Source organism: Flaviramulus basaltis (genome assembly GCF_900114265.1).
GTDB classification, from domain to species: Bacteria; Bacteroidota; Bacteroidia; order Flavobacteriales; family Flavobacteriaceae; genus Flaviramulus; species Flaviramulus basaltis.
On the sequence record NZ_FPKV01000001.1, the window covers coordinates 739170 to 764925 of the forward strand.

The window sequence follows — 25756 nt, forward strand, 5'->3', positions numbered from 1 at the left end:
ACAATTTATTTATTATTAATATTTTCTATTCTAAAGCCAATATCTGTGACACCTTCAAGTTCTATAACGCCATTAACTTTGCCATTTTCACGCATAGCGTGTTGAATATTAACAGTGTATTCTCCTGCTTCTTTAAAAATAACTTGTTCTTTGTACCACAACTTGTTTTCTTTAACATCTGTATAACCAGCACCTAAAAGTTTCCCATTAGGCTCTGCCATTTTATATTCTAAAGTGTCTTTTACTGTTTTACCGTGTGGAAAAACCATTTCGACAATTAAAAACAAATTATTGTATTTGTATGCATTAGTGTTTCTAAAATTAACAAACAAATTATAAGCATTTGTAGAATCTGGAGGCGTTATCTTAAAAGTAACAATAGAATCTTTATGCCATTTATTTGGAATAGATTTATAGGTATCAAAAACACGATTAGAATCGCAAGATGCTAATACAAAAGAAAACATTATAAAAAATAACAAGACTCTATTTTGCAGCATTTTTACTGTTTTGAGGTTTTCTCCTATTGTTTTTGTTTCTGTTATTCTGCTTAGAATTATTATTATTTGGTGTAGCATTTTTATTGCTTTGTCCTTGATTACCTTTCTTTCTATTGTTTTTACGTTTATTTGAAGGTTTTGGACTATCGAACCTTGTTAAACTATCTTGACCTACAACGTTCTCAAACTCCGTTTTAGTATCTTCTATAAGGTCTGAAGCATATTCTTCAAGGCTAGCAACTTTTATGTTTTTTTTGTTTTGTTCAATAATTTCATTGGCTTGTTCTGTAGTTATTTTGTGCCAATTCATCCATTCGCCTTCATAAGCATACCACATGTGCCCTTTAAAAATATCTGTTTTTTGGCATACTGCAGTCCCTTTTTCGGTTTGTAATTTTATATCTGTTTTAGGAAAACTTTTTAAAGCATCAAGATAGGTGTCTAACTCGTAATTTAAACAGCATTTTAATTTACCACATTGTCCCGCTAGTTTTTGCGGATTTAATGATAATTGCTGATAACGTGCCGCCGATGTACTTACCGATCGAAAATCTGTTAACCAAGTAGAGCAACATAATTCGCGCCCACAAGAACCAATACCACCAAGTCTTGCTGCTTCTTGACGAAACCCTACTTGTTTCATTTCTATACGAGTTCTAAATTCTCGCGCAAAAACTTTTATAAGTTCTCTAAAATCTACACGGTCTTCTGCTGTATAATAAAATGTGGCTTTGCTTGCATCACCTTGAAATTCGATATCAGAGATTTTCATTTGCAACTTCAAATCTATTGCAAATTGACGAGCTCTAACCTTCATTGGCTCTTCTTTATCGCGAGCTTCAGACCAAATATCAATATCCTTCTGGCTTGCTTTTCTATATATTTTTAGAGCTTCCTCTAAGTTTTCGGGTATGTTTTTACGTTTCATTTGAATACGCACCAATTCTCCCGTAAGAGTAACCATACCAATATCATGACCAGATTTTGCTTGAGTTGCAACAATATCGCCAATGCTAAGCGTTAAATTTTCGGTGTTATGATAGTATTCTTTTCTGCCATTTTTATAACGTACCTCAACCCAATTAAAGGGTTTTTCGCCATTAGGAAGCGACATATTCGCTAACCAATCAAAAACAGTTAGTTTATTACAACTATCTGTCCCACAAGTACCATTATTTTTGCAGCCTTTTGGAGAGCCGTCTTTCGTTGAGCAACTTGCACAAGCCATAAATTATATATATTGATTCCGATTAAACCTAACAGTTTAACGGAAGATGATTAAATTATATTGATTGTAAATATAAGATTATTTAAAAGACTAGAAGCTATTTAAACTAAATGCTTTTTTTCTGTAAAACATCAAAAATGTTTCTTAAGTCCTTTTTGTAAGGTAAATGATTTGCACGTCCTTTTTTGAAAATATCATTGCTATTTCCTTGTCCTTTTCTAAGCTCTTTTTGCTCTTCGTGGGGGAGCCTGTTTATTTCCATACAATTGGTAGAACAGCAATTTTCCATGTCGCGTTTACAATCATCACATTGTATAAATAATAGATGACAAGCTTCGTTTGCACAGTTAGTATGAACATCAAAAGGATTTCCACATTGGTGGCAATTAGCTATAACATCTTCACTTATTCGTTCTGCACGCCTATCATCAAACACAAAATTTTGACCTAAAAACTTATTCTCTAAATTTTTCTCGTTTACCTGCCTAGTGTACTCAATAATACCGCCTTCAAGCTGGTATACATTTTTAAAACCTTTGTGTTTAAAGTATGCACTAGCCTTTTCGCAACGAATACCTCCAGTACAATACATAACCAGGTTTTTGTCTTCTTTATGGTCTTTTAAATCGTCTTCAATAATATCTAAAGAGTCTCTAAACGTATCTACATCTGGTGTTACGGCATTTTTAAAACGCCCAATTTCACTTTCGTAATGGTTACGCATATCCACCAAAACCGTGTTTTCATCTTCAATAAATTGATTAAACTCCTCTGCTTTTAAATGAATTCCTTTGTTTGTAACATCAAAAGTGTCATCGTTTAAACCATCGGCAACAATTTTATTACGCACCTTTACTTTTAGTTTAAGAAAGGATTTGTTGTCTTGCTCTACAGCAATGTTTAATCTAATATCTTTTAAAAAATCTATAGAATCTAAGTGATTTTTAAATTCGTTGAAACGATCTGCGGGAAGTGATAATTGCCCATTAATACCCTCGTGAGCAACATAAATTCTACCAAGAACATCTAAAGCGTTCCAAGTAATAAACAAATGGTCTCTAAAAACTTGCGGATTGCCAATTTTGGCATATTGGTAAAAAGAAAGTGTTAATCGATTTTTTCCTGCTTTATCAATTAATTCTGCTCTTTCTTTTGCGCTTAACTTATTGTACAGTTGCATGCTATACTAATTTTTAAGGTTAAAAAATATTTTAAGCAGCAAAAATACAATTTTTAAAAAGAACCACAATTTATGGCATAAAAAAAGCACTTTAGTAAACATAAAGTGCTTTTTCTTGACTAATCCGTAGTTAATATTACTTTAATTTTTACCTAAAATAATATCTCGGATTTAGCCACCATCGGCTTTACAATTGCTATTTATTAGAATAGTAACTGAAACACCTAATGCCTTAATTAAAATTGTTTGTTTGAAAAATTTCATAACTTTTTCATAGCAAAATTTTTCCTCTTTTTATATTAGATGCAAAATGTGGAAAAAGGTTGCGTGATAAAATTGTATTGTGCCAAAAGTTGTAGTATTTTAGCATACAATTTTTTAGAAAAATATAGAAAAATGAGCAGCGAAAAAGAAGCTAAATTAAAAGCATTAAAACTTACATTAGACAAGCTAGATAAAGCCTACGGAAAAGGAACAGTAATGAAAATGAGCGATTCTGCAATTGTAGATGTTGATGCTATTCCATCTGGCTCTTTAGGTTTAGATATTGCATTAGGCGTTGGTGGTTACCCACGCGGACGTGTTATTGAAATTTATGGCCCTGAATCTTCAGGTAAAACTACATTAACTTTACACGCTATTGCCGAAGCTCAAAAAGCAGGCGGCATTGCAGCATTTATTGATGCAGAACATGCTTTTGATAGATTTTATGCTGAAAAACTAGGTGTTGATATTGATAACTTAATTATTTCTCAACCAGATAATGGAGAACAAGCTTTAGAAATTGCCGATAACTTAATTCGCTCTGGCGCTATTGATATTGTTGTAATAGATTCTGTTGCGGCTCTAACGCCTAAAAGTGAGATTGAAGGCGAAATGGGTGACTCAAAAATGGGTTTACATGCACGATTAATGTCTCAAGCATTAAGAAAGCTTACCGCTTCAATTAGCAAAACCAATTGTACAGTAATCTTCATTAACCAACTACGTGAAAAAATAGGCGTTATGTTTGGTAACCCTGAAACAACAACAGGTGGTAATGCATTAAAATTTTACGCTTCGGTTAGATTAGATATTAGACGTTCTACTCAAATTAAAGAAACTGATGGAAACGTAATTGGAAATAAAACTAGAGTAAAAGTCGTTAAAAACAAAGTTGCTCCTCCTTTTAAAATGGCAGAATTTGACATTATGTACGGTGAAGGTGTGAGTAAGGTTGGTGAAATTTTAGATTTAGCTGTAGAACATGAAATTGTTAAAAAAAGCGGATCATGGTTTAGTTACGATGAAACCAAACTTGGACAAGGACGTGATGCCGTTAAAGCATTAATAAAAGACAACCCCGAACTCATGGATGAGTTAGAGGGCAAGGTTAGAAAGGCCGTGTCAGAAAAATAATTAAAAATCCCGTTAATTCGGGATTTTTTTTGTTTCATACGCAACCTTTCTATTAATGTTGCATCTACAAGTAGAACATGTAATTAACCCTAAATTGTTTGCTATGAAAAAATTTATTGTTTTTTGCTTAACCTTGGTGGGTTTAGCATCATGCAGTATTAATGAAGATTCTCCAAAATATACTTCTGAAGCTTTGCCTGTTGAAAGTGTAGACATTCCTGATGAGTTTGAGTTAGGAGAAACATATCCTATTACAATTTATTATTTTAGACCTACAACTTGTCATAACTTTAAAGAGTTTTATTATTACAAGGAAAATAATGAACGCACAGTAGCTCCTATAAACTATGTTTTTGAAAGCAATAATTGTCAACCACTTGAAGACGAGTTAGTAGAAGCCACTTTTAATTTTACAGTAACAAGTAACGGCTCTTATATTTTTAAATTTTGGCAAGGCGAAGACACCGAAGGAGAATCACAATATTTAATTATTGAAGTTCCGGTTACAGGATAATTTAAATATTAATTAATACATGTTTTAGTTTGAGTTTAAATCAACTCATAGAAAATTGTAAAATTGATGATACTAAAGCGCAAGGTGAATTGTATAAGCTCTTTTCGAGCAAACTATTCGCTATTTGCTTAAAGTATTCACGAAACTATGCAGAAGCAGAAGATAATTTGCAAGATGCATTTTTAACTATTTTCAAAAAAATTGAACAATATAAAAGCAAAGGTTCTTTTGAGGGCTGGTTAAAACGTATTACTATAAATACCGCTTTACAACGCTACCGGAATGAAAAGGTTTTTGATATAATAAATGAAAATACCATAGAAGAAGTTGAAATAGAAATTGAGGAAGATTCCATTTCAATCGATTATCTATTACAAATTATTCAACAATTACCAGACAGATATAGATTGGTTTTTAACCTTTATGTATTGGATGGTTATTCGCATAAAGAGATAGCAAATATGCTTAATATAAATATAGGAACTTCAAAATCTAATTTGGCTAGAGCTAGACAAATTTTAAAACAGACTATTGAAGACTATAAAGCAGCAGAACATTCACAATTACTATAATGAGTGATAAAAAACATATAGACAGATTATTCCAAGAGGGCCTAAAAGATTTTGAAGCCACACCTAGAGATGCTGTTTGGGAAAACATTGAAGCAAAATTAAACAAGAAAAAGAAAAAAAGGCTTGTTATTCCAATCTGGTGGCGTTATGCGGGTATTGCAGCTTTATTATTGCTGCTTTTAACTATTGGTAGTGTTTATTTTAAAACTCCTGATAATTCTAATGATAATCAAAAAAATCAAGTTGTAGAAACTGAAAATAATGCTTCAGAAAAAACAAATACTCAAAGCAAAACGCCTTTAGAAGATTTAAATAGTGCTTCTGAAACAAAAACCGCTGTTACGGATAATTCCAACTCAAAAGAAGACATAAAAACATCAACTAAAGACGCTAATTTTAAATCCCCTTTAAATAATTTAACACCTTCAAATGAGTCATCAGTAGCGGAAAATTCAGCTACAAAAAATAAAAATGAAAGCAAAGCAAAGCAAATTTCAAATAAAACACAAAATGCTAAAAACACATTATTAGATTCTAGTAATAATAAAGCAGTCGCTAATCATTATAATGAAAATACTAGCAAAGAAAATCTTCAAAATAAAAAAGAAAACAGCAGTACTACTGCATCTTCAAATGAAGAAAACGCCTATTCCGATAAAAAAGATGAGTTGCTAATCAATAAAGATAAAGCTCAAGAGCTTATTAATCATTCAAAAAACAACACCGCTATTACAGATGTAAAAGATGAAGAAACAGAAACTTTAGCGGATAACAAAACAGAAGAAAAAACACTTACAATTGAAGATGCTTTAGAAAAAAACAAAGATATTATTGAAGAAGAAGAGGAAACCCAAAACAGGTGGAGTATTGCCCCAAATGCTGCGCCTGTTTATTTTAACTCCTTAGGAGATGGCTCTTCTATTGATCCTCAATTTAATAAAAACTCTAAATCAGGAGAGCTAAATATGAGTTACGGTATTGCTGCTAGTTATGCTATAAATAATAAACTCACTATTCGCTCTGGTATAAACAAAGTGAATTTAGGCTATAATACCAATGATGTTATTGTTTTTCAATCTACAGGAATAAGATCAAGTAGTGGTTCGTTGCAAAATGTTAATGCTTCAACAGCTAATATAAATAGTGATATATCACAAGATGTAGTTTCTATTACAAATAGTTTTGAAAGCTTAAATACTGCAAAAATTCCTGAATCTTTTGAAACTACCAACACATCAATAAATCAAGCTTTTGGTTACATAGAAATTCCATTAGAAATTCAATACACGCTTTCCGATAAAAAACTAGGTGTTAATGTAATTGGTGGATTTAGTTCATTCTTTTTAAATAATAATGAAATATTTTCTGAAGCAGAAAATGGTAGCAGAACCTTTTTAGGTGAAGCTAATAATATAAATAAAGTGAGTTATAGTGCTAATTTTGGATTGGGTTTAAATTATAAAATGTCTAAAAAAATAGATTTGAATTTAGAACCAATTTTCAAATATCAAATCAACACATTTAAAAATACTTCCGGCAATTTTACACCTTTTTTTATAGGTGTTTATACTGGATTCGCCATTAAGTTCTAGGTTTTTGGTTAGATCTGGATGTGTGTTTTCAATTAAGCTCGAAAATGCATATCAAATAAAACTGCTCATTCCCCGAGCAGTTTTTTTATTTATTAAAAGCCTGTAATTGTTTTAGAATAATATCTCTTGCTTTATCATTTAAAACTTTAGTCTCTTTGATAGTTAACCCTTTAGTCGATAAAAACTCATGAATTTTTACACGCATTTTACCAGGTCCTCCACTAAAAAATGTATAAGAAAAACGCTTTTTATTATCGGCAAATGTTAACGGCACAATAGGTATTTGATGGTTTATCGCTAACCTAAACGCGCCATCTTTAAATTCATCTAACATAATATTTTCTTCTGGCACACCTCCTTCAGGAAAAATACAAATACTAACCCCAGATTTTAATCGGCGTTGCGCTCTTAAAAAAACAGCTTGTCTACTTTTTGGTGAGCTTCTATCTACCAAAATACAGGTTCGTTTGTAGAAAAATCCAAAAAGCGGAATTTTAGTCAGCTCTTTTTTACCAACAAAAACAAATGGTCTTTTAACCGAAACTAACATCAGCATAATATCTACCATAGACGTATGGTTAGCAATAAACATATAGCTTTTGTTCTTTTCAGGAGTTTGTTCCCGTTCAATTTGATAAGCAAAACCCATGCCTATTAAAATAGTTTTAGACCAAATTCTAGCAAGTTTAAAAAATAATGGATACCAAGATTCTTTTAATATAGAAATTAAAAGCAACGGAAACATAATAAGAATTGGCAACGCTACAAGGATGTAAAACCAAATGCGGTACAATACCCAGAAAATATATTTAAATACTATCATAAAATCCAAAAATACATAATTGTATTGAGCAATTCTATTAAAAAAATTACCTTTGCTCGAAGAAGAAAATTTAAGATTAACTTTAATGAGATTTCCTCTTTCATGGGAATAAAATTATGGCAAGAATACTTACAGGCATACAAAGTACAGGAACACCACATTTAGGAAATATTTTAGGAGCAATTATTCCAGCAATAAAAATGGCTGAAAAGCCTGAAAATGATTCTTATCTTTTTATTGCAAATCTGCATACGTTAACGCAAATTAAAAATGCCGAAACATTGCGTACTAATACATATTCTACTGCTGCAACCTGGTTGGCTTTTGGTTTAGACATAGAAAAAACAGTATTTTACAGACAAAGTGATGTGCCACAAGTAACAGAACTCTCTTGGTATTTAAGTTGCTTTTTTCCATACCAGCGTTTAACATTAGCACATAGTTTTAAAGATAAAGCCGATAGATTAGAAGATGTAAACTCTGGTTTGTTTACTTACCCAATGTTAATGGCAGCTGATATTTTGCTTTATGATGCTGAAATTATTCCTGTAGGGAAAGATCAAGAACAACATATTGAAATGACACGTGATGTCGCCTCTCGTTTTCATGCAAAAGTTGGAGAAACCTTTGTTTTACCCAAAGCAGAAGTACAAAAAAACACAATGCTTATTCCTGGTACCGATGGCGAAAAAATGAGTAAAAGTAGAAATAACATCATCAATATATTTTTAGATGATAAAAAACTACGTAAACAAATAATGGGTATTCAAACCGACAGCACGCCTCTTGAGCAACCTAAAGACTGGAAAACTTGTAATTGTTTTGCTATTTATAGTTTGTTAGCTAATGATGAACAAATAGCTACAATGAAAGCGAATTACGAAAATGGTAATTATGGTTACGGACACGCAAAACAAGCCTTATTTGAATTGATAGTTGAAACATTTGCAATACAACGCGAACGTTATAATTATTATATGAATAACCTCTACGAAATTGATACGGCTTTGGCTGTTGGCGCCGAAAAAGCGAAGTTGATTGCCAATGATGTTTTGGATAGAGTTAGAGAGAAAGTTGGGTATTAAATAACCTCAAACAACTTTCCAGGCAAAGGCCTAATAACTCCTTTTAATTCCATAGTCAATAAAACACTCGCTACTTTAAAAATAGGTAGATTGCAATTAATTGCAATACCATCTAATTGTTGCTTTTCGTTTTCTTTTAGGTAATTATAAATCACCTTTTCGGTAGCATCTAGCTCAACAAAAAGTTGCTTTTGTATTGCTGGTTTTTTATCATTTTCTAACTGCCAATTTAAAATATATGGTACATCTAATGGAGAGCTCAGCATATGTGCTTTTTGGTGCTTTATCAAATTATTACACCCAACACTTTGTAAATCGGTTGTACGCCCAGGAACTGCAAATACATCTCTGTTATAAGAGTTTGCAATATCGGCAGTTACTAAACTTCCTCCTTTTTCAGCAGATTCAATAACAATTGTGGCTTCACTTATACCTGCAATAACCCTGTTTCTCTTTAAAAAATTATTCCTATCTAATTTATCTGTGCTCCAAAAGTCGGTTAAAAATCCTCCGTTTTTTTCAACTTCAACCATATACTTTTTATGCACTTGCGGATAAATAGTGTTTAAACCATGTGCTAAACAACCAATGGTTTGTAGGTTATGTTTCATAGCTGCTTTGTGAGCAGTAATATCTGTTCCGTAAGCAAATCCTGAAATAATTACAGGGTTATAAGGCACAAGTGCTTCAACTAAAGATTCGCAAAATGCTATACCATTGCTCGTTATTTTTCTTGCGCCTACAATACTTATAATATGTCTATTCTCTAAATCTATGTTGCCCGATTGAAATAATAAAATAGGTCCATCTATACAATGTTTTAGTTTTTCAGGATAATTTTTATCGTTAAAATAAAATGCTTTAATATTATTCGCTTTAATAAAATCAATCTCTTTTTCGGCTTCCTTTAAATAACTTTTTTTAAATAATGCCTCTAACATAACCGCTCCTATACCATCAATTTTGAGTAGATTTTGTTTTTTCTCTTTTAAAACTTCTTCTGCAGAACCACAATGATTTATTAATCGTTTTGCTGTAATATCCCCAATATTTGGTACTTGTTGAAGCGCTAGAGTATAAAGCAAATTGTTTTCTGTCATCTTAAGTATTTGATTTTGAAACCGCAATAAAAGCATTTTTGAAGTGTTAATAAATAGTTATGCCAAAATTTTATTGGAAAGCATAATTTTTTAACTTTGTTTTTATGCAATTAGAAACCTACATAAGCGATTTGCTTTACAGATACGAATGTGTTACCATCCCAGATTTTGGTTCATTTTTAACACAAAACACTTCTGCATCTATTGATGAAACATCAAATACATTTTATGCGCCAAAAAAAATGGTGTCTTTTAATGAGCAAATTCAAAAAAATGACGGCTTATTAGCGCATTATATTGCAGATATTGAAAAAGTACCTTTTGAGGTTGCTAATAAAAAAATTGCTAAACGTGTTAAATTATTAAAATCGTATTTAACACAAGGCGAAACACTTTCGTTTAAAAATATTGGTGATATCGTTTTTAATAATGAAGGCAAAATTTTATTTGAGCCTACTTATCATTTAAATTATTTAACCGATTCTTTTGGATTATCTCAGTTTGCATCATCAACAGTAACTCGCGAAGTTTATAAAGAAGAAGTTGAAACTATTGAAAAAGTAATTCCAATTGCAATTACGCCAGAAAAACGTAAAGCAAGACCTTATTTAAAATATGCAGCTGTTGCAGTAATCGCTTTAACACTTGGTGGTTTAGTGGCTTCTAATTTTTATGTAAATCAAATTGAAGAACATAATCAATTAGCACAAGAAGAAGCGACAAAACAATTAGATACTAAAATACAGCAAGCTACTTTTAACTTAAACCCACTTCCTGCCATAACACTAAATGTTACCAAACAAACTGGTAATTATCATATTGTAGCAGGTGCTTTTAGAGTTGAAGAAAACTGCGATAAAAAAATATCTCAACTAAAAGCCGATGGCTTTAACGCTAGAAAAATTGGTGTTAACAAATATGGTTTACATCAAGTTGTTTATGGTAGTTACGAAACTGGAAAAGAAGCCTTAAATGCTATTCGCAAAATTCGAAAAAACCACAATAAAGACGCTTGGTTACTGGTTAAAAAGCTAGATTAATTATATCTAAAAATACATCTCTAAAACCTAAAATCGTTTTACCTTTGCTACATCATTAAAAAAAGCATGATGAAAGCAAAAACACCCGAACAATCTAGAACGATTATGACCGATATGGTCTTACCTGGTGAAACAAATCCTTTAAATAATTTATTTGGTGGCGAATTACTAGCGCGTATGGATCGTGCTGCAAGTATTTCGGCAAGACGCCATAGCAGACGCATAGTTGTAACAGCTTCTGTAAATCATGTAGCATTTAATCGTGCTGTACCTCTTGGTAGCGTTGTAACTGTTGAGGCGAAGGTGTCTCGTGCTTTTAAAACGTCTATGGAAGTGTTTATTGATGTTTGGGTTGAAGATCGCGAATCTGGCAATAAAACTAAAGCAAATGAAGCCATTTATACCTTTGTGGCTGTTGATGAAACTGGACGACCAATTGCTGTACCAGAAGTAACACCTGAAACCGATTTAGAAAAAGAACGCTTTGCTGCTGCTTTACGCCGAAAACAACTAAGTTTACTTTTAGCTGGAAAAATTAAACCAAATGAAGCTACAGAATTAAAAGCTTTGTTTGATTAAATGATTTACTTAAACTAGTAAATTCACGACAAAGAATAACTTTTAAAACTTAAATATGTGAGTTTCTGAAACAAATTCAGGATAAAGAGTTGTATCACATCTTATAAATCCAACTTGCAGGATTTTCGGTACTTACTCCTTTAGATATTGCAAAACTTAATATCGTTTCTCCATTTGATGGGTTTGTAAAAACTTCGCCAATTACTTGTTTTGTTTTTACTTTATCTCCTTTTTTAACGTAAACATGAGATAAATTTCTGTATAGCGTCAAATAATTACCATGACGAATCATTACAATTGGGTTTACGTTTTTCATTTTAATAATTTCGCTTACTTCACCATCAAAAATAGCCATAACTTTTGCGCCTTTTTCAGTAGCAATACGAACGCCATTACTTTTAATAGTTAGCGATTTATCAATAGGATGAGGTTGTGTACCGTAACCCAATCTCACAACCCCTTTTTCTACTGGCCAAGGTAACTTTCCTTTATTCGACACAAAATTAGAGGCTAAAACCTTTTCTTCTGGAGTTAATGCAAAACTTGTTGAGTTTGTGGTTTTAGTAGCGCCTGCTTTTTTATTAGATGCTGCAATTGCTGCTTTAATAATGCGATCTATTTCTGCATCAATTCTATCGGCCTCTCTTTGCTTTTGCTTTATTTGAGAAGCATATAACGACAAATTCTTTTTTATAGATTTCATTAAAGCCTCATGCTCTTTTCGTTCTGTTTCTAATGATTTTTGAACAGCTTTATTTTCAGCTATTAACTTATTCTTATTGTCTTGCTGTTTTAATAAATTACTGTTAGTTTCTTGTAGTTCTATTGTTTTTGCCTTTATAGTTTCACCTTGCTGCTTTTGGTGGTCTGAATATTGTTTAATATACTGTAACCTTTTATAGGCTTGTTTAAAATCGTTTGAAGACAACAAAAACATAATTCTGCTTTGTTGATTTTTACTTTTATAAGACTTCACAATCATTGCAGCGTAATCTTCTTTTAACTGGCTTAGCTCGTCTCTTAAATTGGTTATTTTATTTTGATTTGTATTTATCTCTCGTGTTAACAAATTGGCCTGCTGGTTGGTGACTTTAATTAAGTTAGACAGCACTCTTATTTTATAGTTAAAATCTTCAATTAATGAGATTTGCGACTTTTCTTTTGATTTGTTTTCAGCACGTAATTCATTAATTTTTTGAATCTCTCTGCGTAATTCTTGTAGGCGTGTTTCTAGTTCTTTTTGCTTATTATTTTGAGAAAAAACTACTGTACCACAAAGTAAAAAACTTAGTAGTAACAATATTTTATATATGTGTTTTTTATTTCTCATTAAAGCTCGATTTCTTTAAAACCAGAAGGGATTTTAAAAGGGAATTTTAAATCTTCATTTAATGAAACGTTTTTAAATTCTAAATTTAAAATAACCTCTTCGTTTGCCTCTACTGCTATTATTTTTATTTGCTCTGGCAAAATTTGTTTTTCAACTTCTTGATGTGATAAATAGTCTATTTGCAAATGTCTCAACTCTTTAGGCTGTGTGATTTGCTGAGATTTCACTTTAAAATAGGAAGGGTCTAACAAAAAGAATATTTCAAATAATTCGCGCTGCTTTTTAGGCTGAAGTACATAAGAACCATCATCTACATAGGCTTTATAATCGCCATCTTTTAAGTTGTAAACTGCTTCACCAATTAATAAATTTTGAACTTTTTTAAAGTCTAATTCAGTACCCAATAAATCACTTAAATATTTATAATCACCATCAAAATACGTGTTGTCTAATTTGTTATAAAAACTCACTTTTTCTGGAGTTACTAACGCTCTAATAATAGAAAATGAAGCGTTTATCCATAACATTTCATCTTTTTTGACTCTAAAATTTACCGTATGTGTTTGCGACTTTCCATTTTGAAGAAGGGTGATTTTAAGCTTAGACTGAAGCGTTTTAAAACTTGGTGTTTGTTTTGCGTTCTCTTTTAATAATTGTCTTGTAGATAGATTGTAGTTTGCTTCGCCACTAGAAATTGTTTTTGCAGATTTGCAATTAAACATAAATACCATTAACAAGATTAAAGTGAATTGGGAACGTATATTCATTAATTTGAATTTTCTATTTGTTTTGCTTTATCTGTAAACGCTTTTGCTTTATCTGTATTGTTTAACAAAGTGTATGCTTTACCTAATTGGTTATAGAAGTCAGCTTCCATTTTATTGTCATCAATAATATAATCTAATCCTGTTTCTAAAGATTCTAAAGCTTTTTTTGGTTGGTTTAATTCGTTTAACGCCACACCATTTATTAAATAAAACAAGGGTTGTGATGGATATTCTTCAAGTACTTCAGTACTCTTTTCTTCGGCTAAATTATACTTTTTTAAATCAATATATAATAGTAATACATTACGTAAAACCATAAAATTCCCTGGTTCTAATTGTAAAGCCGTTTCAAAATATTCTAAAGCTTTTGCCTTGTTGTTTTTCGCTAAATGGTACTGACCTAATTCTATAAGCGTTTTACTATTATTGGAATCACTTACCATGCTTGTAGCATCTATTAAATCGGCTTCGTATTGCGGATTATCGCCAACAAATTGAACAAAATCGGTTAATACTTTAAGTTTTGCTTCGGGTTTTATTTCTGAGCTTTTAACCACAATTTTCATCGACTCTATAGCTTTATCAGCATTATTATCGTCTAAATAAAACTTGTATAACGCTAAATGAACTATTTGCGAATTCGGATTTGTTTTTAGCAGTTCTTTTGCGGTTTCAAAAGCCTTTTCTTTTTCGTTGTTTTCACTGTAGCGGAAAATAAGCGCCAAATAATTTGATTCTTTATCTGGATTATTTTCAACACGTTCTTCAAGATTTTTAATTTGATCTTTTTTGCGCCCAGTAACTTCATAAATTCTGTTTCTCATAATATCACGAGAAACAGATATTCCAAATTCATTATCTAACTCATCTAAAATCTCCAAAGCATCATCATATTTTTCGGTTCTAACATAAAGTGATGCTAAATCTTCTTTATAATCAGGATGATATTTAACAAGTTGCTTAACAGTTTTTATGGCTTTATCATGTTCGTTTTGGGATACATAAAAAGCATACAATTCATCTAAAAACCATTCATTATCTGGATCCTTATTCACTGCTTTTTTAAGTGCATCTTCTGCTGCTCCAAAATTTTTAAGCATATTGTAATTTTTGCCTAATTCAAAATATAAAACAGGAACAGAATTATCTATGTCTATACATTGTAAAAGAGCTTCAACAGAACGGTCATAATTTTCAATACCTTTTTGTTTCAATGCTTCATAGAAAAGGACTTCAAATTTATCGTCATTATCACCTAAATCGTCATTTTGAGCATAGTTTGCCTGTGGAATAATTAATATTCCAAATAAAAGAAGATATATGTAGATTTGTTTTTTCATTGATTATGTGATGTCTCGCTTAGCTTAGACATGATAACTAGCTTTCAAATAGCATTCCAAACTCTATGTTAATGAATTCCTGCCTTCACAGGTGTTTTTATTCCAAAATAGAATAATCTCCTATACTGATACTTTTAAAATCACCATTATACTTTACATGATTACCAATCATAGCATTATCTAAATTAGCATTTTTAATACTTGTATGCGTTTGTATTAAGCTGTTTTTAACGATTGAGTTTTCAATAATAGTATTATTTCCAACGGAAACAAAAGGTCCAATAGTTGTATTTTTAAGTACCACATTTTCGCCAACAAAACAGGGTTCAATAATTTTAGAATTCTCTAATTTAGATGAAGCTGCAATTAGTTCTTCTTCGCCATCTTCTTTTAAAAAACCTAGCATACGCTGATTTGTTTCAATGGTTATGGATTTATTTCCGCAGTCCATCCACTCATCTACTGTTCCTGTTTTGAAAACTTTACCATCTGCCATCATACGCTTGATGCCATCATTAATTTGGTATTCACCACCATTCATAACGTTTTCATCAAGAATTTCTTGTAGTTTTCCTTTTAAAACTGCTACATCTTTAAAATAATAAATACCTATTACAGCTTGATTGCTAACAAAAGTATCTGGTTTCTCAACCAATTCCACAATCTCTTGGTTGTCATTTAGCTTAACAACACCATAAGCTTCTGGGTTTTCAACTTCTTTAGTCCAAATAACACTATCGGCAGTCGGGTCTAAATCAAATTCCGCTCTAATTAGTGTATCTGCATAAGCGATTACTGCTGGACCTGAAAGCGAGGGTTTTGCACACATAATAGCATGACCTGTCCCTAGTGGTAAATCTTGACGGTAAATAGATGCTTTAGCGCCTAACCCTTTTGCTAAATCTTCTAAACTAGTAACGACATCGTCTCCAAACCAAGCTGGATCACCTAAAACAAATGCTATTTCTTCAATAGGTTGTTTTAAAACTTTGGCAATATCTTTTACTAACCTATGAACAATAGGCTGTCCTGCAACAGGAATTAATGGTTTTGGTACGGTTAAACTATGTGGGCGTAAACGAGAACCTCGTCCTGCCATTGGTACTATTATTTTCATGTTAAATGCCTGCGTAGGCAGGTATCTTTTAAGATTAAACTTATAATTTTATTCTCTTAATTTATTAAAATTTAAATTCCAATTTAAACTCAAATCAGTCTAACTTGAATTCATTTCTTGTATGAGTTTAATTTTCCAATCTCTTTTCCACTTCTTAAATTGCCTTTCTCTTTTTTCGGCTCCATTTCCGTTTTCAAACTCTTCAAAATATACGAGAACACTACAATTATATTTTGCTGTAAATGCTTTTGGATTTGCTTTTAATTTATGCTCTTTTACTCTTTCATCAATATTATCCGTGACTCCAATATAAATAACTCCTTGAGGTTTATTTGTAATGATATAAACATACCAAAGATTCATTTTTTTTTAGAGATTCCTGCATTCGCAGGAATTGGTTTATTTCACGCCTGTACTACCAAATCCACCTTCTCCTCGTGAGGTTTCAGAAAGTATTTCAACCGCTTCCCATTCTGCTCGTTCGTGTTTAGCAATTACTAATTGTGCAATACGCTCACCATTATTAATAATAAAATCTTCATTTGAAAGATTTACTAAAATAACGCCTATTTCTCCCCTGTAATCTGCATCAACAGTTCCTGGTGCATTTAATACAGTGATTCCTTTTTTTGCTGCCAACCCACTTCTTGGGCGTACTTGAGCCTCGTAACCTATAGGTAATTCGATAAATAAACCTGTACCTACAATACTTCTTTCTAAAGGTTTTAAAACTCTTGACTCCGAAATATTTGCGCGTAAATCCATTCCTGCGGAAGCAATGGTTTCATAATGTGGTAAATCGTGATTCGATTTGTTTACTATTTTTATTTGCATGTTATTTTTTTAACAATTGTTTTATTTCGTTTTTTTCTGAAAAATAAATAATTCCCAAAAATACAATTAACATCGATATTCCAATAGAATAAACGCCTCTAAATTGATAAAACGATACTATAGATAATACCGTTGAGAGCAATAAATACAAACCTATTTTCTTTAAATTATAGGGTATTGGGTAGTACTTTTTTCCAAAATAATATGATAAAATCATCATACTAGCATAAGCTGTTAATGTTGCTAATGCAGAACCCTTATAGCTCATAATTGGAATTAACAAAAAATTTAATGCTAACGTTAACAATGCCCCAAAAACGGATATATAAGCTCCAAATTTTGTTCTATCAGTAATCTTATACCATACAGAAAGATTATGATAAATACCTAAACAAAAATTAGCTAATAGAATTATTGGAATAATCCACATGGCTTTCCAATATGCCTCGTTTCCAATAAAAACAACTTTTAAAATATCTGCAAAAACAACAACTGTTAGCAAAATAACAGAACCAAAAATGACAAAATATTCCAAAATTCTAGCATAGTTTTTTTGGGGGTTTTGTGTTTTGGCATGACTAAAAAAGAATGGCTCTATGCCTAAGCGATATGCGGTTGCAAACAAGGTCATAAACAATGCTAATTTATAACAAGCAGAATACATGCCAATCTCTGTTTTGGCTATGTTTTCAGGAAGTAATTTATCTAATAAAATCCTATCAAAAGTTTCATTAATAGAAAAAGCAACGCCAGCAATTAAGACAGGAAATGCATAACGCATCATTTGTTTCCAAAGCAAAGTATTGAATGTGTATTTTATCTTAAAATAAAATGGAAGCATTAGCAATAAAGTAACCGCACTGGCTACTAAATTGGCGATGAATATATAGTTAATTTCAAAATTTGGTCTGTAAAAGGGCTCAAATATTGATGATTGAGAAGCTAAATCTTTTAACCACAAAAGCAAAAACAGATTTAATCCAAGATTAATAACTACATTCAATATTTTAATAAGGGCATATTTCATTGGTTTTGCATTTGCCCTTAACCAAGCAAATGGAATAATAACTAATGCATCTAAGAGTAAAATCCAAATAACCAGATTAATGTATTCTACTTTTATATCAATAGATTTCGCAATGGTGTCCTGAAAAACTAATGCTAAAGCAAAAAAGATTAACGAAGTAATAATTAAAGAAATTGTTGATGTTCCAATCACTTTAATTCCATCCTCTTCCTTATTAAAAAATCTAAAGAATGCTGTTTCCATTCCGTAGGCTAGAATGACATTAAATAAAACAAAATAAGAAAAGATTAAAGATACATCTCCATAATCGGCCACCGATTTTAAAACACTCTCATCAGTGTGTAATCGTACTAATAGAAAGCTAAGCATTCTTGGTAGCACAGTAGCTAATCCGTAAATGAATGTTTGCTTAAATAATGTTTTGAATGTGCTCAATGATAGGTTATTTGTATCGCTAAAAATACGTTTTTAGCTAAAGCAAACCAAAGATAAATTGTTGTGTATTGGGTTGTGTTATGGATAGTGTTACGTTTTCTTTTAAAGAATATTAGATTTTTTAAAATTATTGAAACTCACTATACATTCAGCATATTTTAGTTTAAAAACATTCACTGAAATTTTGACATAAACATCAAAATACAATACAAATAACTCATTATCAATTATTTATATTTTTGTGTTTATTTAAGTTCATTTAAAAACAAAAGCTCTTTCTTTATTTCTTTTATGATAAAAAATGCCAAAAGAAGAATTATCACTACTGAAGAAACAAGAATGTAATTATAAAACCCTGAAGAAAGAGCTTGTTTAAAATTTGGTAAAAGCATTATAAATCCAATAACATATACTGCAAAAACTACTGGCGTTAGCACAAAATGAACTTGCTTTCTGGATTTATAATAACTTTCTAACTTAATTTTAAATGATTTAAAATCAATTCCTTTATTAAGCTTGTCTAGTTTTTTAATGCTAAGAAGTTCTATAATTACTCTGACTAAAAGTGGTAAAATCATTAATATTAAACCCCATGTTGCTGTACTTTGAGTATAAGCTGCTACGTAAAAAAAGAAAAAAACAAGTATTGCAACTGTTGCTAACAACACAATATTAGTAATACGTTGTTTGCTTTTTAGAGCTTTAATTTTGTTTGATATTATTTTAATCCCATCATCTGTGGGAATTTGAGTAGATTGGTTTTGCCAATCGTTTTTTAAGTTTTCAAAGAGTTCCATTTAAAATACATGTTTTAAGTTCGTTTTTTATTCTGTGAATTCTAGTTCTTACTACTTCATGGGAAAGCCCTAGAATAACCGAAATTTCCTTTTGAGGAATATCTTCCATCTCTAACACTATAAGCGCTTTTTTATCGACAGAAAGGTGCTGAATACATCTGTGTAATTGATTTAATTGACTTTCTTTTTGAGCATGAGAATCAACTTCATATATTTCAGCTTGATCTTCAATGTTTTTATTAGAAGTATATTTCTTTTTTCTGAGTTCTAAAAGGCATGTATTTACTGTAATTCTATAAATCCATGTTGAGATTTTACTTTCTCCTTTAAATCTTTCTAAACCTTCCCAAACTTTCACAAACACCTCTTGAGCCAAATCTTGAGCTAAAGGCTCATTACCCTTTACATAACCCATGCATATACGCACTACTTTATTGTAGTTATTGTAGTAAATTTGTTCAAATTTGATATTTTCTTTCATTGTTTCAACTCTTCATTTAGTTGATTTAAAAACCACTCAGGCTTATCATACATGATAAAGTGGGCGGAATCTTCTGCAAAAATTAAATTGTACGACTCTAAGTTTTTATATTGCTCTTCATAATTTTTCTGTGCAGCTTCTTTACCATAAGGATTTGTAGCACCTAATATCGTTACAGGAATTTTTATGTTGGCAATATTTTCACGTAAATCTAATTTAAGTAAATCTGTATAACCATACACATAGGTTTCTCTATCTGCTTTAACCATCCAATCCTTAATAAGTAATTGTTTATCAACATTTTTTGTCATGCCTTGCGCCATTTGATTCGCCATATTTTCAAAATCTTCTTTATTCATAGCTAAAGTTTGATTATTATATGGACTATCATATTGCATATATTCACTCTTAAAATTAGGCATAATAAGCGCTCCTGTAGAAGGTAAAGCATCTACGACAATAAGTTTTTTTAGTTCAACATTTTGTTCAGAAGCAATCCAAAGTCCTAATGCTCCACCAAGGCTATGACCAATAATTACAGTGTTTTTTAAATTCTTATCTTTAATATAAGCTTCTACTTCGTTTTTAATTTTTGGAAGCCATGGTTTTTCAATTGGTAAAACATCACCAAAGCCTGCGAAAGTAAATATATGACATTCGTGTGCTTTAGAAAGTTCTGCTACAACATCGTTCCACACTTCTCCTGTACATGTAAATCCAGGAAAGAAAAGAATAGGCTCACCTTTACCAATAACATTTACTTTGAAGGCTTTGTTTTGTCCAGATACAGAAAAGGAAATAATAGTAAGTAATACGATTAATTTTGTTTTAATTGTTTTCATAAGAAAAATGATTTTTAGTTTATTTTCCCTTTTGATACAATTTTTTAAAAATGTTACATATTATTTTAACTAAAATAAAAAAACCTCACATTTCTGTGAGGTTTTGCATTATAAACACCTGTTGTTTCAGGCATTATATTTTAATTATTCAAAGCTTCTGCTCCTCCAACAATCTCTAAAATTTCGTTAGTAATTGAAGCCTGTCTAGCTTTGTTGTATGTTAATTTAAGTTGATCTCTTAACTCGGTAGCATTATCTGTTGCTTTATGCATTGCAGTCATACGAGCACCATGTTCAGATGCAAAAGAATCTCTAATACCTTTATATAATTGAGTTTTTAAAGACTTAGGAATTAATTGCTCAACGATTTCAATTTTTGAAGGTTCGAAAATATAGTCTGCATTATTATTTACTGCGCCTTCAACTGGTACTATTGGTAAAAATTGTTCTGTAGTAACTAATTGAGTTGCAGCGTTTTTAAATTTGTTATAAATAATTTCAATTTTATCAAAATCACCTGCAACAAATTTATCCATTAATAGTTCTGCTATTTCAGAAACATTATCAAAAGTTAAATCATCAAAAACTTCACTTTTATTAGCTATAACTTTATTGGTTTTTTTAAAGGCATCATTCCCTTTTTTTCCAATAGCGAAATAAGACACTTCTTGATTAGCATATCTTTTAGAAGTTAGATTATTAACTTCTTTAATAATATTTGAATTAAAAGCGCCTGCTAAACCTCTGTTTGAAGTAATAACAACTATTAAAACCTTTTTTACCTCGCGTTGAGTAGAAAATTTACTTCCAGAATCTTCATCTAAAGTTGCGCTTAAACTTTGTAAAAGTTCAGTTAACTTATCTGCGTAAGGACGCATTGCGGTAATAGCATCTTGAGCTTTCTTTAGCTTTGCAGCAGATACCATTTTCATGGCACTAGTAATCTGCATCGTTGAAGATACCGATGATATTCTGTTACGTATTTCTTTTAAATTTGCCATATTTTCTTTTTGAGATCCAGAAGCAAGTTCAGGATGACATTAAGGTTATTAAGCTCTATATTTTCCTGATAAATCTTTTGCTACAGCCGTTAATGTATCTGTAACTTCATCAGTTAATTTTCCTGCTTTTAAAGTTGCTAAAACATCACTATGTTTCGCTTTTAAAAACTCTAAATAATCTCTTTCAAATTCCTTTACTTTTTCAACAGGAACATCTCTTAATAAGTTTTTAGAACCTGCATAAATAATAGCAACTTGATCTTCAACTGTAAAAGGATCATTTTGTGCTTGTTTTAAAATCTCAACGTTACGTTTTCCTTTGTTAATTACATTCAACGTTACAGCATCTAAATCTGAACCAAACTTAGCAAACGCTTCTAACTCGCGATATTGTGCTTGATCTAATTTTAATGTTCCAGACACTTTTTTCATAGACTTAATCTGAGCGTTACCACCAACACGAGATACAGAAATACCTACGTTAATTGCTGGACGTACACCTGAGTTAAATAAATCTCCATCTAAGAAAATTTGTCCATCTGTAATCGAAATTACGTTTGTTGGAATATATGCAGAAACATCACCCGCTTGAGTTTCAATAATTGGTAAAGCAGTTAAAGAACCACCACCTTTTACTATTGATTTTAATGAATCTGGTAAGTCGTTCATGTTTTTAGCAATTTCATCATTATTGATGATTTTTGCTGAGCGCTCTAATAATCTAGAGTGAAGATAGAAAACATCACCTGGATATGCCTCACGTCCTGGTGGACGACGTAATAATAAAGATACCTCACGGTAAGCAACCGCTTGTTTTGATAAATCATCAAATACAATTAAAGCTGGACGACCAGTATCTCTAAAATATTCTCCAATAGAAGCACCTGTAAACGGAGCATAAACTTGCATAGCAGCAGGATCTGATGCGTTTGCAGCTACTATAGTAGTATAAGCTAATGCACCTTTTTCTTCTAAAGTTTTAGCAATTAAAGCTACAGTTGATGCTTTTTGTCCAACGGCAACATATATACAATATACAGGCTCACCTGCATCGTAAAATTCTTTTTGATTTAAGATGGTATCAATACAAACTGCTGTTTTACCAGTTTGACGGTCACCAATAACCAACTCACGTTGACCACGACCTACTGGAATCATCGCATCGATAGATTTAATTCCTGTTTGTAATGGCTCAGTTACTGGCTCACGAAAAATAACTCCAGGAGCTTTACGCTCTAGAGGCATTTCGTAAGTTTTACCTGTGATTGGTCCTTTACCGTCAATAGGATTCCCTAAAGTATCAACAACACGTCCAACAATACCTTCACCTACATTAACAGAAGCAATACGAGATGTACGTTTTACGATAGAGCCTTCTCTTACACCAACAGATGCTCCTAATAATACAATACCTACGTTATCTTCTTCTAGGTTAAGTACAATACCTTCTAAACCGCCTTCGAATTCTACTAATTCTCCGTATTGAGCATTAGCCAATCCGTAAGCACGTACAATACCATCTCCTACAGTTAATACAGTTCCTACTTCATCTAATGAAGCACTTGCTTCAAAACCCGAAAGTTGTTGTTTTAAGATTGCTGATATTTCAGCTGGTTTTACTTCTGCCATCTTATTATTTATTTAGATATAAATATCTTAGTTTAATGTAAATTCTCTTTTTAATTTGTTTAATTGATTTGCAACACTTGCGTTGTATTGTAAATCTCCTATACGTAAAATGAAACCACCTAAAATGCTTTCATCTATAGTGTTTTCTACTTCAACATCTTTCCCTGTAAGTTCTTTAGCTTTTGCTAAAACTTTCTTCTTTAAATCATCTGTTAAGGCCACTACTGTTGTAACAGTTGCTAACTCAATACCTTTAGATGCATCAAATAACTGATTGTATTTTAAAGCAACTTCGCTCAAAATATTTATTCTGTTATTACTCATTAAAGTATCAATTAAGCTAATTGTGCCTTTATTGGAGTTTTTAAAAACATCTAATAGAATAGATTTTTTTACTGAAGAAGGAATTACAGGACTTTGAAGCGCATCACTTAACTCTTTACTTTCGGCAATAGTATTAGAAATTAGTTTCATATCATTATTTACAGCGTCTGCTGTTTTTTGATCTGATGCTAAACTTAACATTGCTTTTGCGTAACGTATTGCTGCTCCTGCCATTATTACTAGTTTAAAGATTTTTCACCTAACATAGTTTCAACCAATTGTAATTGACTGTCTTTATTAGATAATTCTGTACGCACTACTTTTTCAGCAATCTCCAAAGATAAACTTGCTACATGGTTTTTTAATTCTGCCATAGCAGCTTTCTTTTCTCCTTCAATAGCAGCTTGTGCTTGTTCAATCATTTTATTTGCTTGCTCTTGAGCTTCACCTTTAGCATCTTCAATCATTTTATTCTTGATATCACGAGCTTCTTTTAACATGATTTCACGTTCTGCTTTAGCTTCTTTTAATAACTTTTGGTTATCTGCTTGAAGATTTTGCATTTCTAATTTTGCCTTTTCAGCAGAATCTAATGCATTATTAATAGATTCTTCTCTGCTTTTAACAGCTCCTAAAATAGGTTTCCAAGCAAACTTTTTTAACAAGAAAAAGAACACGACAAATATTATCGTAGTCCAAAAAATTAAACTTTCTGGTGCAGTAAAGTTCATATCTGTATTTTTATTTAATTATTGTTTTGTTTAAAATCTTCCCAAAACCAACCGTTTTGGGAAGATTTAATCTGTTTTCAAAAATTACTTTGCAATTAAAGCAACTACCACTGCGAAAAGTGCAACACCTTCAATAAGTGCAGCAGCAATAATCATTGCAGTTTGAATTTTTGAAGTAGCTTCTGGTTGACGTGCAATAGCATCCATTGCAGATCCACCAATTTTTCCAATACCAATTCCTGCTCCAATTGCAGCTAATCCAGCACCGATTCCAGCTAATACCATAATAATAAAATTTATTTAGTTAATAATTAAAAAACTCTTTTTTAAATGAAATCTCCTCTCACGTCTTCTGCGTCAGAAATTTCGTGATCATGTTCATCATGAGCATGATCGTGGTCTGCTACAGCCTGACCAATAAATAATGCTGATAACAATGTAAAAACATAAGCTTGTAAAGCAGCAACTAACATCTCTAACACACTCATAAACAAAACGAACGCTCCAGAAACTGGTGCAATAAACACGCTTTTAAATATAAAAATAAGAGATATTAAACTTAATATAATAATGTGACCCGCAGTTATGTTTGCGAATAAACGTATCATTAATGCAAATGGTTTTGTGAAAATACCAATGATTTCTATTGGTACCATAATAGGATACAATGCTTTTGGTACTGGCGGCGTTAAAATGTGCTTCCAATAATCTTTGTTTCCACTAAATGATGTAATTAAAAATGTAATAAAAGATAATACAAACGTGAAAAATATGTTTCCTGTTAAGTTAGAACTAAATGGAAAAAATGGTATTAAACCTATTAAATTATTAATCCATATAAAAAAGAATATGGTTAATAAGTATGGCATATACTTAGCATACTTTTTCTCCCCAATATTAGGAATAGCAATATCGTCCCTTACAAAAGTTATTAATGGCTCCATAAAACCAGCTAAACCTTTAGGGGCTTTATTATTCTTTTTATATGAACGCGCTACAGCTGAAAACAATAAGAAAATTATTATCGCCGACATTAACATTGAAAAGACTAATTTAGTAATTGAAAAATCTAAAGGGCGTGCTTCAAAATTGAATGCTCCTTTTTCTTCTTCATTAAGTGTTTCGTATTTATCTGCATAGTATATAACCTCATGATGTCTAACAAATTCCTGCCCATTAACCTCTACAACATGCTCACCAGAGTTATCATGATGAAATTTAGATGATGAAAAAACAGATAATCCATTATTTGTCCATAAAATTACAGGAAGATAAAAAGAGATTGGATGACCATTCCAATCTGCAATATGAAATTCGTGAGAATCACCAATGTGATCGTTAATTAATTCACTTGCGTTGAATTCTTTATTTTCATCGTTTTCACCACCATTTGATGCTATTGCAATAAACGGAAGCAAAGCAAAAACTAATATTGTGATTAATTTGATAGATTTTTTTGCTATCACCATACCTTTTAAATAAAAAATTAT

At 31.3% G+C, this 25756-nt stretch carries 28 protein-coding genes; 7 read left to right on the forward strand and 21 right to left on the reverse strand.

Translation table 11 applies throughout. The features are described from left to right. Positions 1-5: 5 nt before the first annotated feature. The 3 genes from BT151_RS03395 to trhO all read right to left on the reverse strand — a co-directional run bounded on the left by BT151_RS03395 (position 6) and on the right by trhO (position 2908). The gene (locus BT151_RS03395) at positions 6-500 is read right to left on the reverse strand and encodes a gliding motility lipoprotein GldH (protein ID WP_072400343.1); all 495 of its coding nucleotides are present in this window, start codon (positions 498-500) and stop codon (positions 6-8) included. Then, positions 487-1728: a PSP1 domain-containing protein gene (locus tag BT151_RS03400; protein WP_072400344.1), complete on the reverse strand. Its 1242-nt coding sequence runs from the start codon at positions 1726-1728 to the stop codon at positions 487-489. Before BT151_RS03400 ends, BT151_RS03395 begins: the two co-directional genes overlap by 14 nt. Before the next feature lie 106 nt (positions 1729-1834). After that, on the reverse strand, positions 1835-2908 hold the full coding sequence (trhO, locus tag BT151_RS03405; protein ID WP_072400345.1) for an oxygen-dependent tRNA uridine(34) hydroxylase TrhO: 1074 nt from the start codon (positions 2906-2908) through the stop codon (positions 1835-1837). Between the two features lie 396 nt (positions 2909-3304). Between trhO and recA the strand changes: the two genes are divergently transcribed. The 4 genes from recA (at position 3305) to BT151_RS03425 (ending at position 6984) form a co-directional block, all read left to right on the forward strand. Then, the gene (recA, locus tag BT151_RS03410) at positions 3305-4306 is read left to right on the forward strand and encodes a recombinase RecA (RefSeq protein WP_072400988.1); all 1002 of its coding nucleotides are present in this window, start codon (positions 3305-3307) and stop codon (positions 4304-4306) included. 103 nt (positions 4307-4409) lie between these two features. Then, complete coding sequence (locus tag BT151_RS03415; RefSeq protein WP_072400989.1) at positions 4410-4820, forward strand: hypothetical protein; 411 nt, start codon at positions 4410-4412, stop codon at positions 4818-4820. Between the two features lie 29 nt (positions 4821-4849). Continuing rightward, positions 4850-5392 carry an RNA polymerase sigma factor gene (locus BT151_RS03420; RefSeq protein ID WP_072400346.1) on the forward strand — a complete coding sequence of 181 codons (543 nt, stop codon included), beginning with the start codon at positions 4850-4852 and terminating at the stop codon, positions 5390-5392. After that, a complete protein-coding gene (locus BT151_RS03425; RefSeq protein WP_072400347.1) occupies positions 5392-6984 on the forward strand; it encodes a hypothetical protein in 1593 nt (530 codons plus the stop codon). The genes BT151_RS03420 and BT151_RS03425 overlap by 1 nt, the downstream gene beginning before the upstream one ends. Before the next feature lie 85 nt (positions 6985-7069). Here the strand turns inward: BT151_RS03425 and BT151_RS03430 are convergent, their stop codons facing one another. Further along, positions 7070-7807: a lysophospholipid acyltransferase family protein gene (locus BT151_RS03430; RefSeq protein WP_072400348.1), complete on the reverse strand. Its 738-nt coding sequence runs from the start codon at positions 7805-7807 to the stop codon at positions 7070-7072. Positions 7808-7923: 116 nt separating this feature from the next. Between BT151_RS03430 and trpS the strand changes: the two genes are divergently transcribed. Next, positions 7924-8892: a tryptophan--tRNA ligase gene (gene trpS / locus BT151_RS03435; RefSeq protein WP_072400349.1), complete on the forward strand. Its 969-nt coding sequence runs from the start codon at positions 7924-7926 to the stop codon at positions 8890-8892. On the opposite strand, the gene dprA is transcribed toward trpS, so the two are convergent. Continuing rightward, complete coding sequence (dprA, locus tag BT151_RS03440; protein ID WP_072400350.1) at positions 8889-9992, reverse strand: DNA-processing protein DprA; 1104 nt, start codon at positions 9990-9992, stop codon at positions 8889-8891. The genes trpS and dprA overlap by 4 nt on opposite strands. Positions 9993-10096: 104 nt before the next feature. Between dprA and BT151_RS03445 the strand changes: the two genes are divergently transcribed. Further along, the gene (locus BT151_RS03445) at positions 10097-11032 is read left to right on the forward strand and encodes an HU domain-containing protein (protein ID WP_072400351.1); all 936 of its coding nucleotides are present in this window, start codon (positions 10097-10099) and stop codon (positions 11030-11032) included. A gap of 69 nt (positions 11033-11101) precedes the next feature. Next, complete coding sequence (locus tag BT151_RS03450; RefSeq protein ID WP_072400352.1) at positions 11102-11611, forward strand: acyl-CoA thioesterase; 510 nt, start codon at positions 11102-11104, stop codon at positions 11609-11611. Between the two features lie 94 nt (positions 11612-11705). On the opposite strand, the gene BT151_RS03455 is transcribed toward BT151_RS03450, so the two are convergent. The 16 genes from BT151_RS03455 to atpB all read right to left on the reverse strand — a co-directional run bounded on the left by BT151_RS03455 (position 11706) and on the right by atpB (position 25735). Beyond that, entirely contained in the window at positions 11706-12941 is a 1236-nt protein-coding gene (locus BT151_RS03455) for a murein hydrolase activator EnvC family protein (RefSeq protein ID WP_072400353.1), read from the reverse strand. After that, on the reverse strand, positions 12941-13708 hold the full coding sequence (locus BT151_RS03460) for a lipoprotein insertase outer membrane protein LolB1 (protein ID WP_072400354.1): 768 nt from the start codon (positions 13706-13708) through the stop codon (positions 12941-12943). The genes BT151_RS03455 and BT151_RS03460 overlap by 1 nt, the downstream gene beginning before the upstream one ends. Then, positions 13708-15048 carry a tetratricopeptide repeat protein gene (locus tag BT151_RS03465; RefSeq protein WP_072400355.1) on the reverse strand — a complete coding sequence of 447 codons (1341 nt, stop codon included), beginning with the start codon at positions 15046-15048 and terminating at the stop codon, positions 13708-13710. The genes BT151_RS03460 and BT151_RS03465 overlap by 1 nt, the downstream gene beginning before the upstream one ends. Positions 15049-15145: 97 nt before the next feature. Continuing rightward, positions 15146-16165 (reverse strand): sugar phosphate nucleotidyltransferase, encoded by a 1020-nt coding sequence (locus BT151_RS03470; RefSeq protein ID WP_072400356.1) that lies wholly within the window; start codon positions 16163-16165, stop codon positions 15146-15148. A 99-nt stretch (positions 16166-16264) separates the two neighbouring features. After that, on the reverse strand, positions 16265-16528 hold the full coding sequence (locus tag BT151_RS03475) for a GIY-YIG nuclease family protein (protein ID WP_072400357.1): 264 nt from the start codon (positions 16526-16528) through the stop codon (positions 16265-16267). A 36-nt stretch (positions 16529-16564) separates the two neighbouring features. Next, complete coding sequence (gene dut / locus BT151_RS03480) at positions 16565-16999, reverse strand: dUTP diphosphatase (RefSeq protein ID WP_072400358.1); 435 nt, start codon at positions 16997-16999, stop codon at positions 16565-16567. 1 nt (position 17000) lies between these two features. Beyond that, the gene (locus tag BT151_RS03485; protein ID WP_072400359.1) at positions 17001-18461 is read right to left on the reverse strand and encodes an oligosaccharide flippase family protein; all 1461 of its coding nucleotides are present in this window, start codon (positions 18459-18461) and stop codon (positions 17001-17003) included. A gap of 245 nt (positions 18462-18706) precedes the next feature. Then, the gene (locus BT151_RS03490) at positions 18707-19258 is read right to left on the reverse strand and encodes a hypothetical protein (protein ID WP_072400360.1); all 552 of its coding nucleotides are present in this window, start codon (positions 19256-19258) and stop codon (positions 18707-18709) included. Further along, positions 19245-19739 carry an RNA polymerase sigma factor gene (locus BT151_RS03495; RefSeq protein WP_084647849.1) on the reverse strand — a complete coding sequence of 165 codons (495 nt, stop codon included), beginning with the start codon at positions 19737-19739 and terminating at the stop codon, positions 19245-19247. The genes BT151_RS03490 and BT151_RS03495 overlap by 14 nt, the downstream gene beginning before the upstream one ends. Then, entirely contained in the window at positions 19736-20581 is an 846-nt protein-coding gene (locus BT151_RS03500) for an alpha/beta fold hydrolase (protein ID WP_072400361.1), read from the reverse strand. Before BT151_RS03500 ends, BT151_RS03495 begins: the two co-directional genes overlap by 4 nt. A 140-nt stretch (positions 20582-20721) precedes the next feature. Continuing rightward, the gene (atpG, locus tag BT151_RS03505; protein WP_072400362.1) at positions 20722-21582 is read right to left on the reverse strand and encodes an ATP synthase F1 subunit gamma; all 861 of its coding nucleotides are present in this window, start codon (positions 21580-21582) and stop codon (positions 20722-20724) included. A gap of 48 nt (positions 21583-21630) precedes the next feature. Continuing rightward, positions 21631-23211 carry a F0F1 ATP synthase subunit alpha gene (gene atpA / locus BT151_RS03510; protein WP_072400363.1) on the reverse strand — a complete coding sequence of 527 codons (1581 nt, stop codon included), beginning with the start codon at positions 23209-23211 and terminating at the stop codon, positions 21631-21633. A 27-nt stretch (positions 23212-23238) separates the two neighbouring features. After that, positions 23239-23769 (reverse strand): ATP synthase F1 subunit delta, encoded by a 531-nt coding sequence (atpH, locus tag BT151_RS03515; RefSeq protein ID WP_072400364.1) that lies wholly within the window; start codon positions 23767-23769, stop codon positions 23239-23241. A gap of 5 nt (positions 23770-23774) precedes the next feature. Further along, a complete protein-coding gene (locus tag BT151_RS03520) occupies positions 23775-24266 on the reverse strand; it encodes a F0F1 ATP synthase subunit B (RefSeq protein ID WP_072400365.1) in 492 nt (163 codons plus the stop codon). Positions 24267-24350: 84 nt separating this feature from the next. Next, entirely contained in the window at positions 24351-24551 is a 201-nt protein-coding gene (gene atpE / locus BT151_RS03525; protein ID WP_044401428.1) for an ATP synthase F0 subunit C, read from the reverse strand. Positions 24552-24592: 41 nt separating this feature from the next. Continuing rightward, positions 24593-25735 carry a F0F1 ATP synthase subunit A gene (gene atpB, locus BT151_RS03530; protein WP_084647888.1) on the reverse strand — a complete coding sequence of 381 codons (1143 nt, stop codon included), beginning with the start codon at positions 25733-25735 and terminating at the stop codon, positions 24593-24595. Between the last annotated feature and the right edge of the window lie 21 nt (positions 25736-25756).